The following is a 15,110-nucleotide window of genomic DNA, read 5'->3' as shown; positions in this document are numbered from 1 at the left end:
AGATCGACTACCTCGGACGAGTGTACGTGGACCCGAAGGGCGTGTCCAGCCGAGCGGCGGGGGGCCTCGGAGCCCCGTGTGCGCGCAGGATACGCTGGCCGTCGTGTCCTCCACCACGCGCATCTCCGCCCGCATCGCCGCCATCGCCGAGTCCGCCACTCTGAAGGTCGACGCCAAGGCGAAGGCCCTCCAGGCCCAGGGCCGCCCGGTCGTCTCCTACGCCGCCGGCGAGCCCGACTTCCTCACTCCCGAGCACATCGTCGAGGCCGCCTCGGCCGCCGTGCTCGACCCGGGGAACTACCGCTACACCCCCGCGGCGGGCCTCCCCGACCTCCGCGCGGCCATCGCGGAGAAGACGGCGCGCGACTCCGGATGGGCCGTCGACCCCTCGCAGGTCGTGGTCACCAACGGCGGCAAGCAGGCCGTCTACCAGGCCTTCCAGACCCTCCTCGACGACGGCGACGAGGTGCTGGTGCCGACCCCGTACTGGACCACCTACCCCGAGGCGATCAAGCTCGCCGGCGGCGTGCAGGTGGACGTGTTCGCGGGCGCCGACCAGGGCTACCTGGTCACGGTCGAGCAGCTGGAGGCCGCGCGCACCGAGCGCACCAAGGTGCTCCTGTTCGTCTCCCCCTCCAACCCCACCGGCGCCGTCTACTCGGCCGAGCAGACCCGCGAGATCGGCGAGTGGGCCGAGGAGCACGGCCTCTGGATCATCGCCGACGAGATCTACCAGAACCTCGTCTACTCCACCGGCGACCAGGACGACGCGAGCCCGCTCGAGCACGCGACCTCGATCGTCGAGGCGGTGCCGGCCCTGCGCGACCGGACGATCCTCGTCAACGGCGTCGCGAAGACCTACGCGATGACCGGCTGGCGCGTCGGATGGATGGTCGGCCCGGCCGACGCGATCAAGGGCGCCTCGAACCTCCAGTCGCACCTCTCGAGCAACGTCTCGAACATCTCGCAGCGCGCCGCGATCGCCGCCCTCACCGGCCCGCAGGAGCCGGCCGAGGAGATGCGCCTGGCCTTCGACCGCCGCCGCCGCACCATCGTCGCCGAGCTGAACGCGATCGACGGGATCGAGTGCCCCACCCCCGGCGGCGCGTTCTACGTCTACCCCGACGTGAACGGGCTGCTGAACCGCGAGTGGAACGGCACCACCCCGACGACCTCCCTCGAGCTCGCCGACCTCATCCTCGAGCAGGCCGAGGTCGCCACCGTCCCCGGGGAGGCCTTCGGACCGAGCGGCTACCTCCGCCTGTCCTACGCCCTCGGCGACGACGCGCTCCTCGAGGGCGTGCGCCGCTTGCAGCGGCTCTTCGGCACCGTCTAGCCCCTCTCCTCCTGCGTCGTCGATAGGCCGCGGCCGGCTCGACGACGAGGTGCGTCGCAGAGAGCGGGATGCGCAGCGCGGACGACGATCCGCCGACACGCGGATCGCCGATCGCCGCTCGACCGTGCCGCACGGTGACGGCGGGTACTGCGACGGGCCTGTCCGACAGGTGAGGGGTGCGTGGCATCTCGGGGCGGGGAGGGCAAGAGGGAGGCGGAAATCGGGGATCACTGTCGCCGGAGGGGTAGGACAGGGCACGCTGTGACGATGAGCGAAGACCACGCCGTCCGAGTCCGCGACCTGCGGAAGGACTACGGGGGCGCTCCGGCGGTCGCGGGAGTCTCCTTCGACATCCACCGGGGCGAGACCTTCGCGCTCCTCGGCCCGAACGGCGCCGGGAAGTCGACGACCATCGAGATCCTCGAGGGCTACCGCGACCGCTCCAGCGGCGAGGTGTCGGTGCTCGGGGTCGACCCGCGCCACGGCGACCTGGCGTGGAAGGCGCGTCTGGGGATCGTCCTGCAGTCCAGCGGCGAGTCCGGCAACGCGACGGTCCGCGAGCAGATCGCGCACTTCGCCAGCCTCTATCCGCGACCGCGCGACGTCGACGAGACCATCGAGGCCGTCGGGCTGACGTCCAAGGCCCGCTCGCGCATCGGGCGCCTCTCCGGCGGCCAGCGCCGCCGTGTCGACGTCGCCCTCGGCATCATCGGCCGTCCCGAGCTGGTGTTCCTCGACGAGCCCACCACGGGATTCGACCCCGAGGCCCGCCACTCCTTCTGGGACCTGATCGCTCTGCTCAAGAGCGAGGGCACGACCATCCTGCTCACCACCCACTACCTCGACGAGGCCGCCCGCCTCGGCGACCGCGCCGCCGTGATCTCCGGCGGGCGGCTCCTGGCCATCGGCCCGATGAGCGCGATCGGAGGGGACGAGGCGCGCGTCCCGATCGTGCAGTGGCGCGAGGACGGCGTGCTGCACCGGCTGCGCACCACCGAGCCCGCCCGGACCGTCGCCGAGCTGCACGCCCGGATCGGGGAGCCGACGGCGCTCGAGGTCGTCCGCCCCAGCCTCGAGGACATCTACCTCGACCTCATCCGCGAGGACCGCGACGCGGTCGACCTGATCGGAGAGCCCGCGTGACCGCCGTCGCCACCCGCCCCCGCACCCTCTCCACTGGCCCGGGACGCACCGTCCGCCTCGGACTCGCCCGCGCCCGCTACGAGATCCGCTCGTACTTCCGCGCTCCGGACCAGGTGTTCTTCACCTTCCTCTTCCCGGTGCTGCTCCTGACGATCTTCTCGGTCGCGTTCGGCGACACCGCGGTGATGCAGGCGAACCCGCAGGACCCGGGCATCCCGATGGCCGAGTACTACGTGCCGGGCCTCGCCGCGGCCGGGATCCTGCTCTCGGGCGTCCAGAACCTGGGCGTCGACATCGCGGTCGAGCGCGGCGACGGCACGCTCAAGCGCCTCGCGGGGGCACCGCTGCCGGTCTTCAGCTACTTCATCGGCAAGTTCGGCCAGGTGCTCGTGACGAGCCTCGCGCAGACGGCCCTGCTGCTCCTCGTCGCGGCGACGGTGTTCTCGGTCGAGCTGCCCACCGACAGCGGGCGTTGGGCGACCTTCGCCTGGGTCTACCTGGCAGGAGTCGCGACGTCGGCCATCCTCGGCATCGCCGTCTCCGCGCTGCCCCGCTCGGGCAAGAGCGCGACCGCCGTGATCGTGCCGCCGCTGCTCGTGCTGCAGTTCATCTCGGGGTCGTACCTGTCGTTCACGACGCTGCCGGACTGGCTGCAGAACACGGCGAGCGTCTTCCCGCTCAAGTGGATCGCGCAGGGCATGCGCGCCGTGTTCCTGCCGAGCGGGTTCGAGGAGGCGGAGGTGAACGGGTCGTGGGACCTCGGCGGCGTCGCGCTGGTGCTCGGTATCTGGCTCGTCGTGGGGCTCGTCGCCTGCCGCTTCGGCTTCCGCTGGATCCGCCGCGACAGCTGAGCCGGAGGAGGCCGCGGCCGGAGGGCGCGCGTCCCCGCGAGCGCGGGGCCTGCGCGCGCAGACCGCGCGGACTCAGACCGCGGTGCCGACCACGACGGGCTCGGGGTGCAGCAGCACGCCGAACTCCGCCAGGACGCGGCACTGGACGTACCGGGCGAGCTCGGCGACCTGTTCGGCCGTCGCTCCTCCGCGGTTGGTCAGGGCGAGGGTGTGCTTGCTCGACACGGCGGCCCGCGAGCCGGGCAGGGCGAAACCGCGCGAGACGCCGGCGTGCTCGATCAGCCACGCGGCGCTGAGCTTCACCAGGCCGTCGGCGCGGGGAGGCACGGGCAGCCCGACGGGCGCTCCTGCCTCGACCGCGGCGAGCGGGGTGATGACGGGCGCCTCCGCCGTCGGCTCGACCGGCCAGCGCGGCGCCTCGGGCGGCAGGGAGTCGGCGAACGCGCTCGTGACGAGGGGGTTGGTGAAGAAGGAGCCGGCGCTCGCGGTGTCCGGGTCCTCCGGATCGAGGACCATGCCCTTGCCCGCACGCAGCGCCAGCACGGTCTCGCGCACCCGCGCGAGCGGTACGCGGTCGCCGAGCGCGACTCCGAGCGCCGACGCCAGCTGACCGTAGGCGACGGGAGTGCCGTCGCCCTCGGCGCCGACCTCCTCGAGCGCGAACTCGACGGCCAGCACCGCGCCCCGGCGGCCCTGCTTGATCACGGAGGTGCGGTAGGCGAACTGCAGCTCCTCCGCCGTCAGCCGGACGGGCTCGCGGGCGCCCTCGTCGAGGAAGTCGACCGCGACCAGCGTGTCCGAGAGCTCCTGGCCGTAGGCGCCGATGTTCTGCACGGGCGACGCACCGACCGTGCCGGGGATGCCGCTGAGGGCCTCGAGGCCCGCCCAGCCGCGCTCCACGGTCGTCGCGACGAGGCCGTCCCACGACTCGCCCGCCTGGACCCGCAGGAGCACGCGCCCCGGCTCGTCGGAGGGGAGCCGCTCGACGCCGGTGGTGCGCACGCGCACGACCGTGCCCTCGACCCCGTCGTCGCCCACGAGGAGGTTGGAGCCGCCGCCGAGCAGCAGCCACGGCTCGTCGTCCGACCACAGGCCGACGAGCGTCTCGACCAGCTCCGCCTCGGTGGCGGGCTCGACGAGGCGCTCGGCGGGTCCGCCGACGCGGAGGGTGGTCAGGGCGGAGAGCAGCGGCGCGGAGGTCACGCGAGTCGGACCCGTGCCTGGGCCTTGCCGAGGACAGACTGGCCCTCGACCGAGACGGCGAGGTCGACGCGGACCCAGCCCTCCTCGGCGTTCACAGCACCGATCCTGGCGACCACGTCGATCGCGGCGCCGTCGCGCGGGTCCACCACGACGGGGCGGGTGAAGCGCACCTGGTAGTCGACCACGCGTCCGGGGTCGCCGACCCAGTCGACGACGACCTGCACCGCGGTGCCCATCGTGAGCATGCCGTGCGCGAGCACGCCGGGCAGGCCGACCTCGGCGGCGACGTCGTCGCGGTAGTGGATGGGGTTGAAGTCGCCCGAGGCGCCCGCATAGCGCACCAGGGTGCCGCGGTCGATCGGGAAGCGGCTCTCGGCGACGACCTGGCCGACGCTCAGCTCGGCGAGAGCGGGCAGTGCGGTGCTCATTCGTCTCCCCTGACCACGAGGGTCGAGATCGCGGTGACGACGTGCTCGCCGCTCGCGTCGACCATGCGGGACTCGGTGGTGACCATCGAGTGGGCGCCGAGCTTCTTGATGGCGGCGACCGAGAGGGTCGCGGTCAGCTCGTCGCCGGCCACGACCGGACGGGACAGCACGAAGCGCTGGTCTCCGTGCACGACGCGGCTGAAGTCGATCCCGCCGTCGGGCTCGGCGAGCAGCTGCTGGAGCGTGAACTCCTGCACGACGACGGCGAAGGTGGGCGGAGCGACGAGGTCGGGGTGCCCGGCGGCGCGGGCGGCCTCGACGTCGTGGTGCAGGGGGGAGGTCGCGGAGACGGCGCGGGCGAACTCGCGCACCTTCTCGCGCCCCACCTGATAGGGCTCCGTGGGCGCGAAGACGCGCCCGACGAGTTCGGGGTTCACTGGCACCCGGCCATACTAGGCGCTGCCGTCGCGGGGCCCTCGGGGCTCCGGAGGCGCCGCCGGTGGTCACCCGGGTATGACCACCGGGAATTTCCCATCCGTGTATGGCTGACCCGCGGCTGAACTTCTCCGAAGCTGGCGGGCATGTCGACACCCACTCCCGAGCGCGACTGGGCGACCTACGCCCGCGAGCTCGGCACCAACATGCACCGGGCCCGCATCGCCAAGGGCGCCAGCCAGGAGCGGATCGCCCACGCGGCCGGGCTCGCGGGCTACACCTACCAGAAGTTCGAGAAGGGCGAGTCGAAGCCCGGCTCGCCCGCGAACCCCACGCTGCACACCCTCCTCGCGCTCTGCGAGGCGCTCGAGATCGAGCTGACGGACCTCCTGCCGCCCGACCCGCCGCGCACGTCACGAGGCGCCGAGTAGCCGGAGCACCGCGCCGGCCAGCCGCGACCCCGAGCTGAGATCGAGGTCGACCTCGCCGAGCCCGTCGGCCTCCAGGCGGAGCCTGTCCTCCCCCGACTCCCCCGGGCGGCACAGGGAGACGTGCACCGTCGCGCCCGCGGCCCCGTCTCGGCCCGCCCAGAGCACCACCGGGAGCGAGCTCGCCGCGGAGCGGTGCAGCCGCTCCCCCGCCGCGACCAGCTCGTCGTGCTCGCCCGCGCACCAGCGCGGGCACCCCTCGTCGTTCCTGCCGTCCATCCGCTCCTCCACGTTCCGCACCCCTCGGTCGAGGAGACCAGCCCACCAGGCGGTACCGACACCGAGGGCCCGCCGCGCCCCGATCCCGACCGGGGTGTGGACAGGAGACGGTCGTCCGCCCGTTGTGGAGGAGCGAGGACCAGGGTCCCATACGCAGGTGGTGCCGCCAGGGGTCCGGCACGAAGCACCGGCGCGGTGTCAGCGGTGGACGATCAGCCAGGTCGCGATCGCCGTGGTCGAGCCCGTGTTGACCATGCGGTGCGGCCGCTCGCACGGGAACGTGATGGCGTCGCCCGGCCCGAGGACGACCGACTCGTCCTCGAACTCGACCGTCAGCTCTCCGAGCGTCACCGTCCCCATCTCGAACCCGTCGTGGCGGAGCAGCTGCCGGTGCGCCGTCGAGGTCGAGCCCGGCGGGTAGGTCGACTCGAAGAAGTCGACGGCGTCCAGCGGACGCGGCGCCAGACGGCGGAACAGCACTCCGCCCTCGAGCGCCACGGGCGCCGACTCGCGCGCCCGGACGACCGCGGTCTCGACCGGCGCCGACGCGCCCTGGTCGAACACGGCGGACAGCGGGACCCCCAGCGCGTCCACGAGGGCGATCAGCCGGCCGACCGAGGGCTGCATCGCTCCGCGCTCGATCTGCGAGACGGCGCTCACGGAGATGCCGAGTCGCCCGGCGAGGGCCTTCAGCGACAGGCCCGCCGAGAGCCGCAGCTCCCGCAGTCTCGCGCCGAGCCCGGCCCCGTCCGCGATCGCCCGGGCGGCCGCCTCGTCGGGCGCGGTGTCGTCGGAGGGCATGGCCCGTCCCCTCTCGCGGATCGTCACACAGCCGTAACGGAGCCGAAACGAGCGGCGGCCTCCCGACTCGTAGCGTGGCCCGCGTGAAGTGATGACTTCACTCGGAACGCTCTCCGCGACGCCCCGCCTCCTCGGCCGGACGTCCCGACCACCCTGACACATCCGCTCCGTGCCGCTCTGCGCACGACCGCCCGAGAGGTGGATCCACCCATGTCCGACCGCGTCACCGCACCCCGAGTCACCGCACCCCCCGTCGATCCGGATCCCGCCGCGGCGGCGAGCGCCGCCTACGACGACCGCCTCTCCAACGAGGACCTCGCCCCGCTCCGGAAGCAGCGCTGGTCGAGCTACAACATCTTCGCGTTCTGGATGTCGGACGTGCACAGCGTCGGCGGGTACGTGACCGCGGGCTCACTCTTCGCTCTGGGCCTGGCCGGCTGGCAGGTGCTCGTCGCCCTGGTGGTGGGCATCGTGATCGTGCAGGTCTTCTGCAACCTCGTCGCCAAGCCCAGCCAGGTCACCGGCGTGCCCTACCCCGTCATCAACCGGGCGATCTTCGGCATCCGCGGCGCGAACATCCCGGCGATCATCCGCGGACTGATCGCGATCGCCTGGTACGGCGTGCAGACCTACCTGGCGGCGCAGTCGCTGAACATCGTCTTCCTCAAGTTCTTCCCGGGCATGGCCGCCCTGAACACGCCCGAGGCGTCGTTCCTCGGCCTCTCGGCTCTGGGCTACCTCTCCTACGCGATCCTCTGGGTCGCGCAGGCCGCGCTGTTCTGGCGGGGCATGGAGTCGATCCGCCGCTTCATCGACTGGGCGGGACCGGCGGTCTACGTGGTGATGCTCGTGCTGGCCGTCTACCTGGTGTCGCAGGCGGGCTGGGAGAACATCTCGCTCACCCTCGGCTCCGGCGAGCCGCTCGACCTCGCCGCCGCGGTGCCGGTGATGATCTCGGCCGTCGCCCTGGTCGTCTCCTACTTCTCGGGCCCGATGCTCAACTTCGGCGACTTCTCCCGGTACGCCCGCAGCTACGGCGCCGTGAAGCGCGGCAACCTGCTCGGCCTCCCGATCAACTTCCTCTTCTTCTCCCTCCTCACCGTGATCACCGCGTCGGCGACCGTCCCGGTCTTCGGCGAGCTGATCACCGACCCGATCGAGACCGTCGAGCGGATCGACACCTGGTTCGCCGTGCTCTTGGGCGGGCTCACGTTCGTCATCGCGACGATCGGCATCAACATCGTCGCCAACTTCATCTCCCCCGCGTTCGACTTCTCCAACGTCAACCCGAAGAAGATCAGCTGGCGGATGGGCGGCATGATCGCCGCCGTCGGCTCGGTGCTGCTCACCCCGTGGAACTGGTACTCGAACGACACCGCCATCCACTACACGCTCGGCATCCTCGGCGCGCTGATCGGACCGCTGTTCGGCGTCCTCATCGCGGGCTACTACCTGATCAGCCGCCAGCGCGTCTGGGTGGACGACCTCTACACGATGAGCGAGAAGGGCCGCTACTGGTTCTCGCGCGGCTTCAACCCCAACGCCGTCTGGGCGACCGTGATCGGCGGAGTCCCCTCCGTCGCCTCGGTGCTCGTGCCGCGCTGGATCGCGGAGGCGGGAGGCGCGGAGTTCACCTGGCTCGGCGACTACAGCTGGTTCCTCGGCTGCGGGCTCGGGTTCGTCGCGATGGCCGTGCTCGAGCGGCGCGCGCCGCGGATCGGGCGCCTCGACGAGGACCTCGAGCACGTCAGCGACGGCTCGACCGTCTGATCCGGCCGGCACGGAGGAGGGATCCGCTCCGGCCGCTCCGCATCCCGCGGACCGGCGGCCGGGCGGGCCCCTCCCCCTCCCGGCACCCGAAGCGAGGAACCACCATGCGCATCACCGTCGTCAACCCGAACACCAGCACTGCGATGACCGCGGCGATCGGCCGGGCCGCCCGCTCCGTCGCCTCGCTCGGCACCGAGATCACGGCCGTCACCCCGCCGATGGGTCCGGCGTCGATCGAGAGCCACTACGACGAGGCGCTCGCCGTGCCCGGCGTCCTGCACGAGATCGCCCGGGCGGAGGCGGCCGGCTGCGACGGCGCGGTCATCGCGTGCTTCGGCGACCCGGGCGTCGACGCCGCGCGCGAGATCGCGAGCGGCCCGGTCGTGGGGATCGCCGAGGCCGCCATGCACATGGCCGCGCTCGTCGGCCGGGGCTTCAGCGTGGTCACCACGCTCTCGCGCACGAGCGGCCGCGCCTGGGACATCGCCCGCCGCGCCGGGTTCGGCGACGCCTGCCGTCAGGTGCGCGCCTGCGACATCCCCGTGCTCGAACTCGACGACCCCCGCTCCGACGCCCGCCGCGCGATCCTGGCGGAGTGCGCCGAAGCGCTGGCCGTCGACGGGTCCGACTCGATCGTGCTGGGCTGCGCGGGCATGGCCGACCTGTGCCGCGACCTCTCACGGGAGCTGGGCGTGCCCGTGATCGACGGCGTCGCCTCGGCGGTGCGCCTGGTGGAGGGGCTCGTCGCGATGGGCGTCAGCACCTCGCGGCGCGACGAGTACGCCGCGCCGCGGACGAAGGCGATGGCGGGGCTGCTCGCTCCGTTCGAGCGGGTCTGAGGCTCCGCACCCCGCACGGTCGGGTGTTCTACCGGGCCGCCGGGCCGGACCCACCTGCGAGGATCGGGGGATGAGCGTCCTCCGCGATCTCGGCCTCGGTGCCCGGCTCTTCCTCCGCGGCTTCCGCACCTGGGTCCGCTCGCCGCGGGCGATGCTCCTCGGCGCGATCCCGCCCCTGATCGTCGGCCTGGTCTTCGTCGGCGTGCTGGTCCTGGTGCTCACGCGGGTGCAGGACGCGGTGACCGCGCTCACCCCGTTCGCCGGCGGCTGGGACGAGGGCACGGCCGCCACCGTCCGCCTGGTGCTCTCGATCGCGGTGGTCGGCGCCGTGCTCGCCCTCGGCGTGGTCCTCTTCGCCGCGGTGACCCTGCTGGTCGGCGACCCCTTCTACGAGCGGATCTGGCGGCGGGTCGAGGACGACCTCGGCGGCGTGCCCGACGAGCGCGAGAGCACCTTCTGGCAGGGGGTCGGCCGCGGCCTCCGCGACTCCGCCGTGCTGGTCGTCACCTCCCTCGGGATCGGCGTGGTCCTGGTGCTGCTGGGCCTGGTGCCGGTGGTCGGCTCGATCGTCGGCCTCGTCGCGGGCGCCCTGGTCGGCGGGAGGGCCCTCGCGCTCGAGCTGACCGGGTTCGCGGGCGACGCCCGGGGGCTCTCCCTCCGCGACCGCCGCCGCCTCCTCGGCGAGCACCGCGCGGTCTCGCTCGGCTTCGGCATCGCCGTCTACCTGGCGTTCCTCGTCCCCGGGGGCGCGGTCGTCGCCACCCCCGCCGCCACGGCCGGCGCGACCCTCCTGCTCCGGACCCTGCGGGGCGAGCCGACCGAGCGGCCGGCCGCCTGACACCGCTTGGCCGCCGCCCGGCTCTCCCCTAGACTCGCCGCGTGCGCACGTCGATCCGAAGCCCCTGGTGGCCCGCCTCCTAGGCGGACCGACGCGCAGACCCCTCGCACGCGACCGCCTCCTCCGGGCGGTCGTTCTGCATGTCAGGGCCCGGGTGGGGCACGACCCGATTCAAGGACCACGATGACCTCGCTCCTCTCCCGCATCCTCGCCTCCGACGGGACGCTGCCGTTCGCGGTGGTCCTCCGCCAGGGCCGCGACGCCGTCGACGTGTTCACGGGCGACGTGCTCGACGTCGAGGGCCTGGCCGACATCCCGCTCGACGGCGACGACGTGCTGACCCTCGTGCCCTACCGGCAGGTGCGCGAGCGCGGCTTCGCGGCGAAGGACGACGGAGCCCCGCTGCGCAACCTCGTGGTGCGCGAGCGCGAGAGCGTCCCCCTGGCGGAGGTGCTGCGGCTCCTGCCCGAGCGGGAGATCCCGGTCGAGGAGCGCGGCTTCGACGTGCCGGACGACGAGTACGCCGACATCGTCCGCCGGGTGATCGAGGACGAGATCGGCCGCGGCGAGGGCGCCAACTTCGTCATCAACCGCGCCTTCGTCGCGCAGACCGACGCGCCGCCCGTCGAGGCGGTCCTGGCCTGGTTCCGCCGCCTGCTCACCGACGAGTCCGGCGCGTACTGGACCTTCGCGATCCACACCCCCGGCGTCGACGGCGCGCAGACGGTCACCGCCGTCGGCGCGACCCCCGAGCGCCACGTCTCGGTGCGCGACGGCGTCGCGATGATGAACCCGATCAGCGGCACCTTCCGCCACCCCGCGGCCGGACCCACCGGGGAGGAGGTGCTCGCGTTCCTCGCCGACGTCAAGGAGAGCGAGGAGCTCTTCATGGTCGTGGACGAGGAGATGAAGATGATGAGCGCGGTCTGCCCGGACGGCGGCCGCATCCTCGGGCCGTTCCTCAAGCAGATGTCGCGGCTCAGCCACACCGAGTACCTGCTCGAGGGCCGCACCGGACTCGACGTGCGCGAGGTCCTGCGGCTGACGATGTTCGCGCCCACGGTCACCGGCTCGCCGATGGAGAACGCGTGCGCCGTGATCGCCGAGTACGAGAAGGAGCCGCGCGGCTACTACTCCGGCGTGCTCGCCCTCTTCGAGCCGGAGGAGCACGGCTACACGGTCGACGCCCCCATCCTCATCCGCACCGCCTACCTCCGCGCGGACGGCCGCCTCACCGTGCCGGCCGGCGCGACGCTCGTGCGCCACTCCACCCCCGAGGGCGAGGTCGCCGAGACGCGGGCGAAGGCGTCGGGCGTCCTCTCCGCCCTCGGCCTGCTGCCGCACCGCGAGGTGCCGCCGGCCCTCGACCTGAACGCGCAGCCGGGCGTGCAGGAGGCGCTCGAGGCGCGCAACGAGCGGCTCGCCTCGTTCTGGCTCCGGCCCCAGGCGCCCGAGCACATTGCCGGCCTCGCCGGGCACACCGCGCTGATCGTCGACAACGAGGACCAGTTCACGACGATGCTCGCCCACCAGCTGCGCCACCTCGGGATGGACGCCCGGGTCGAGCGCTGGTCGGAGGTCGCCGACGTGCTGAGCGACGACCTCGTCGTCTTCGGCCCCGGCCCGGGCGACCCCCGCGACAACTCCGACCCGCGGATCGCGCACCTGCGCTCGCTGATGACCACGCGCCTCGAGGCGGAGCGGCCGATGCTCGCCGTCTGCCTCAGCCACCAGATGCTGTCGCTGCTGGCGGGCCTCCCGGTCGAGCCGCTGCCCGCGCCCCGCCAGGGCGTGCGCCTGGCGGTGGACGTGTTCGGCGAGGACGCCGCGATCGGCTTCTACAACACCTTCTCCTCCGTCGCCCCCGGCGTCGCGCGCACGCCCCGGCTGGGGCTCGAGGTGTCGGTCGATCCGGAGACGGGAGTGGTCAACGCCCTGCGCGGCGAGCACGTCGCGTCGGTGCAGGGGCACCTGGAGTCGGTGCTCTCCTCCGACGGCCTGCGCACCCTGGAGCGGCTGGTCCGCACCGCGACCGCTCAGCCCGCGCGCGCATGAGCGGCCTGCGGCTGATCGCGTCGCCCGCCTACCCGGCCGAGCTGCAGGAGGCGGTGGCCGCCGCCGTGCGCGCGGCGGCCGAGGCGGCGCGCGGCTGGTACGGGCGCGGCGACAAGATCGCGGCGGACGAGGCGTCGGTCGCGGCGATGCGCGCCGTGCTGGCCGACGCTCCGTTCGACGGCGTCGTCGTGATCGGCGAGGGCGAGAAGGACGAGGCCCCGATGCTCGCGAACGGCGAGCGCCTCGGCCGCGCCTCCGCTCCCTCCTGCGACGTGGCGGTCGATCCGCTCGATGGCACCCGGCTCACGGCGGAGGGGCTCCCCGGCTCGGTGAGCGTGATCGCGCTCGCCCCGCGCGGCACGCTGTTCGACCCGCGCGACGTGTTCTACATGGACAAGCTGGTCTGCTCTGCAGCGGGCCGGGGCGCCGTCTCGCTCGACCTCCCTCCCGCCGAGAACGCCGCACGGCTGGCGGCGGCGCTCGGGAAGCCCGTCGCGGAGCTGGTCGTCGTCGTGCTCGACAAGCCGCGTCACTCCGGGCTGATCGCGGCCCTGCGCGCGGTCGGGGTCGCGCTCGAGCTGCGCGGCGAGGGCGACGTGTCGGTCGCGATCGAGGCGGCCGATCCCGCGGGCCGCGTCGACCTCGTCCTCGGCATCGGCGGAACCCCGGAGGGAGTGGTCGCCGCGTGCGCCGTCCGCGCCCTCGGCGGGGTCATGGAGGGGCGCCTCGCCCCCCGGACCGCACCGGAGCGCGCGAACGCCCTGGCCGCCGGCCACGACCTCGACCGTCTGCTGACCCTGGAGGACCTGGTCTCCTCGGACGACGTGCTCTTCGCGGGCTGCGCGGTCTGAGACCTCTCCCGGCAGAGGGCGCGGCCCGCCCCGCTCCGGAGCCGGGGCGGGGGTGACGGATGTCACGGCACCTCGGTTACAGAGGAGCGAGGCACTGCGGCGACCCTCTCGACAGGCTGAGGGCATGACCTCGACCGACCTCGCCGTGCAGGCGACCGCCCTCACCAAGAGCTTCGGCTCCGTCGCCGCCGTCGGCGGAGTGGACCTCACCGTCCGGCCCGGCGAGATCGTCGCCTTCCTCGGTCCCAACGGCGCGGGCAAGACCACGACCCTCGACATGCTCCTGGGCCTCTCGGCCCCTGACACCGGCGAGGTCACGGTGTTCGGACGCTCGCCGCGCACGGCGATCGCGCACGGGCTCGTCTCGGCCGTCCTGCAGACCGGCGGCCTGCTGAAGGACCTCAGCGTCCACGAGACACTGGAGCTGACCGCGAGCCTCTTCGCGGACACCCGGCCGATCGACGAGGTGCTGGAGCGCGCGGGGATCGCCGACCTCGCCTCCCGCCGCGTGGGACTGTGCTCCGGCGGTCAGCAGCAGCGGCTCCGGTTCGCGATGGCGCTGCTGTCGGACCCCGGCCTGCTCCTGCTCGACGAGCCGACCACCGGCATGGACGTCGAGGGGCGCCGCGCGTTCTGGCAGGCCATCCGCACCGACGCGGCGCGCGGGCGCACCGTCCTCTTCGCGACGCACTACCTCGAGGAGGCGGACGAGTACGCCGACCGCATCGTCCTGATGAGCCGAGGCCGGATCGTCGCCGACGGGACCACGAGCAGCATCAAGAACCTCGTCTCCGGCCGGATCGTCCACGCGACCCTGCCCGGCGCCGACCTCGCCGCCCTCGCCGCGCTCCCCCGGGTCTCCAGCGTCGAGGCCCAGGGCGACCGGATCACGGTGCACACCGACGACTCCGACGCCCTCGCCCGCCACCTGCTCACCCGCACCGGTGCCCGCGACGTCGAGATCACCGCCCAGAACCTCGAGAGCGTCTTCCTCGCCCTCACCTCCGAAGGAGCCTCCGCATGACCGCCACGACCCCCGCCGCCGACCGCGTCCGCCTCGACCGCCGCTCGCCGGCGCTCGGCGGCTTCACCACGACCTACCTGCGCATCGAGATCCTGCGGCGGCTGCGGAACCGGCGGACCCTCTTCTTCACCCTCCTCTTCCCGGTCCTGATGTTCTTCATCGTCGGGTACCCGCTCCGCGACGAGCCGCTGACCGCGACTCCGATCGCGGCGGGCGGCGTCTCGATCGCGGCCTTCATCATGGTGTCGATGGCGATGTACGGAGCGATGATGTCGGCCACGCAGACCGGGGCGGCCGTCGCCGTGGAGCGCGCGCAGGGCTGGAGCCGGCAGCTGCGGCTCACCCCGCTGAACCCCGTGGTCAACGTTCTGATCAAGATGATCGCCGGGATGGCGCTGGGCCTGCTCGCCGTCGTCGCCACCTATGCGGTCGGCGCCGCCAGCGGCATCGAGCTCTCGGCGGTGCAGTGGGTCGCGACCGGACTGACGGGCTGGCTGCTCGCGAGCGCCGTCTTCACGACGCTCGGCCTCATGGTGGGCTACATGGTGCCGGGCGAGAACGCGGCACAGATCACGAGCCTGGTCATCGTGGTCCTCGCGTTCCTGGGCGGCCTCTTCTACCCGGTGAGCAGCATGCCCGGATTCCTGCAGAGCATCGCCGCCCTGACGCCGGTCTACGGGATCAGCGAGCTCGCGCGAGCGCCGCTGACCGGCGAGGGGTTCGACCTCGGCGCTCTGGTCGACGCACTCGTGTGGCTCGGTCTGCTCCTCGGCGGGACGGTGTTCTTCTTCCGCCGCGACACGAAGCGGGTGTGACGGATGCGCCACCG

Annotated in this window: 16 protein-coding genes; 11 read left to right on the top strand and 5 right to left on the bottom strand. The window is 73.1% G+C overall.

The annotated features are described in order from the left end of the window. Positions 1 to 94 precede the first annotated feature (94 nt). From C5D09_RS03290 to C5D09_RS03280, 3 genes are all read left to right on the top strand, one after another. Positions 95 to 1,336 carry a pyridoxal phosphate-dependent aminotransferase gene (locus C5D09_RS03290; protein WP_374953262.1) on the top strand — a complete coding sequence of 414 codons (1,242 nt, stop codon included), beginning with the start codon at positions 95 to 97 and terminating at the stop codon, positions 1,334 to 1,336. Positions 1,337 to 1,603: 267 nt separating this feature from the next. Next, positions 1,604 to 2,479 carry an ABC transporter ATP-binding protein gene (locus C5D09_RS03285; RefSeq protein WP_104268617.1) on the top strand — a complete coding sequence of 292 codons (876 nt, stop codon included), beginning with the start codon at positions 1,604 to 1,606 and terminating at the stop codon, positions 2,477 to 2,479. Continuing rightward, complete coding sequence (locus tag C5D09_RS03280) at positions 2,476 to 3,330, top strand: ABC transporter permease (protein WP_104223629.1); 855 nt, start codon at positions 2,476 to 2,478, stop codon at positions 3,328 to 3,330. The genes C5D09_RS03285 and C5D09_RS03280 overlap by 4 nt, the downstream gene beginning before the upstream one ends. Before the next feature lie 72 nt (positions 3,331 to 3,402). On the opposite strand, the gene C5D09_RS03275 is transcribed toward C5D09_RS03280, so the two are convergent. Genes C5D09_RS03275 through C5D09_RS03265 form a run of 3 tightly spaced genes read right to left on the bottom strand, consistent with a single transcriptional unit; the run spans position 3,403 to position 5,404 of the window. After that, a complete protein-coding gene (locus C5D09_RS03275; RefSeq protein WP_104268594.1) occupies positions 3,403 to 4,533 on the bottom strand; it encodes a UDP-N-acetylmuramate dehydrogenase in 1,131 nt (376 codons plus the stop codon). After that, a complete protein-coding gene (locus C5D09_RS03270) occupies positions 4,530 to 4,961 on the bottom strand; it encodes a MaoC/PaaZ C-terminal domain-containing protein (RefSeq protein WP_104238284.1) in 432 nt (143 codons plus the stop codon). Before C5D09_RS03270 ends, C5D09_RS03275 begins: the two co-directional genes overlap by 4 nt. After that, a complete protein-coding gene (locus C5D09_RS03265; RefSeq protein WP_104227045.1) occupies positions 4,958 to 5,404 on the bottom strand; it encodes a MaoC family dehydratase N-terminal domain-containing protein in 447 nt (148 codons plus the stop codon). Before C5D09_RS03265 ends, C5D09_RS03270 begins: the two co-directional genes overlap by 4 nt. A 138-nt stretch (positions 5,405 to 5,542) precedes the next feature. Between C5D09_RS03265 and C5D09_RS03260 the strand changes: the two genes are divergently transcribed. Further along, positions 5,543 to 5,827, top strand: a complete 285-nt coding sequence (locus C5D09_RS03260) for a helix-turn-helix domain-containing protein (protein WP_104223625.1) — start codon at positions 5,543 to 5,545, stop codon at positions 5,825 to 5,827. Here the strand turns inward: C5D09_RS03260 and C5D09_RS03255 are convergent. Continuing rightward, a complete protein-coding gene (locus C5D09_RS03255; protein WP_104227044.1) occupies positions 5,810 to 6,103 on the bottom strand; it encodes a DUF6907 domain-containing protein in 294 nt (97 codons plus the stop codon). The genes C5D09_RS03260 and C5D09_RS03255 overlap by 18 nt on opposite strands. A gap of 198 nt (positions 6,104 to 6,301) precedes the next feature. Then, positions 6,302 to 6,904: a helix-turn-helix domain-containing protein gene (locus C5D09_RS03250; RefSeq protein ID WP_104227043.1), complete on the bottom strand. Its 603-nt coding sequence runs from the start codon at positions 6,902 to 6,904 to the stop codon at positions 6,302 to 6,304. Positions 6,905 to 7,114: 210 nt separating this feature from the next. Between C5D09_RS03250 and C5D09_RS03245 the strand changes: the two genes are divergently transcribed. From C5D09_RS03245 to C5D09_RS03215, 7 genes are all read left to right on the top strand, one after another. Then, positions 7,115 to 8,674, top strand: a complete 1,560-nt coding sequence (locus C5D09_RS03245; RefSeq protein ID WP_104266754.1) for an NCS1 family nucleobase:cation symporter-1 — start codon at positions 7,115 to 7,117, stop codon at positions 8,672 to 8,674. A 104-nt stretch (positions 8,675 to 8,778) separates the two neighbouring features. Continuing rightward, on the top strand, positions 8,779 to 9,513 hold the full coding sequence (locus C5D09_RS03240; RefSeq protein WP_104234239.1) for an aspartate/glutamate racemase family protein: 735 nt from the start codon (positions 8,779 to 8,781) through the stop codon (positions 9,511 to 9,513). A 70-nt stretch (positions 9,514 to 9,583) separates the two neighbouring features. Next, entirely contained in the window at positions 9,584 to 10,351 is a 768-nt protein-coding gene (locus tag C5D09_RS03235) for an EI24 domain-containing protein (RefSeq protein WP_104268593.1), read from the top strand. 183 nt (positions 10,352 to 10,534) lie between these two features. After that, complete coding sequence (locus tag C5D09_RS03230; RefSeq protein ID WP_104268592.1) at positions 10,535 to 12,406, top strand: anthranilate synthase family protein; 1,872 nt, start codon at positions 10,535 to 10,537, stop codon at positions 12,404 to 12,406. Then, a complete protein-coding gene (locus C5D09_RS03225) occupies positions 12,403 to 13,257 on the top strand; it encodes a fructose-bisphosphatase class II family protein (protein ID WP_104268591.1) in 855 nt (284 codons plus the stop codon). The genes C5D09_RS03230 and C5D09_RS03225 overlap by 4 nt, the downstream gene beginning before the upstream one ends. Positions 13,258 to 13,381: 124 nt before the next feature. After that, the gene (locus C5D09_RS03220) at positions 13,382 to 14,281 is read left to right on the top strand and encodes an ABC transporter ATP-binding protein (protein ID WP_104268590.1); all 900 of its coding nucleotides are present in this window, start codon (positions 13,382 to 13,384) and stop codon (positions 14,279 to 14,281) included. Further along, on the top strand, positions 14,278 to 15,096 hold the full coding sequence (locus C5D09_RS03215; RefSeq protein WP_104238293.1) for an ABC transporter permease: 819 nt from the start codon (positions 14,278 to 14,280) through the stop codon (positions 15,094 to 15,096). The genes C5D09_RS03220 and C5D09_RS03215 overlap by 4 nt, the downstream gene beginning before the upstream one ends. Positions 15,097 to 15,110 lie beyond the last annotated feature (14 nt).

The sequence above is a fragment of the Rathayibacter sp. AY1C9 genome, assembly GCF_002932315.1.
Taxonomy (GTDB): domain Bacteria; phylum Actinomycetota; class Actinomycetes; order Actinomycetales; family Microbacteriaceae; genus Rathayibacter.
This window is presented reverse-complemented; position numbering and strand designations above follow the sequence as displayed.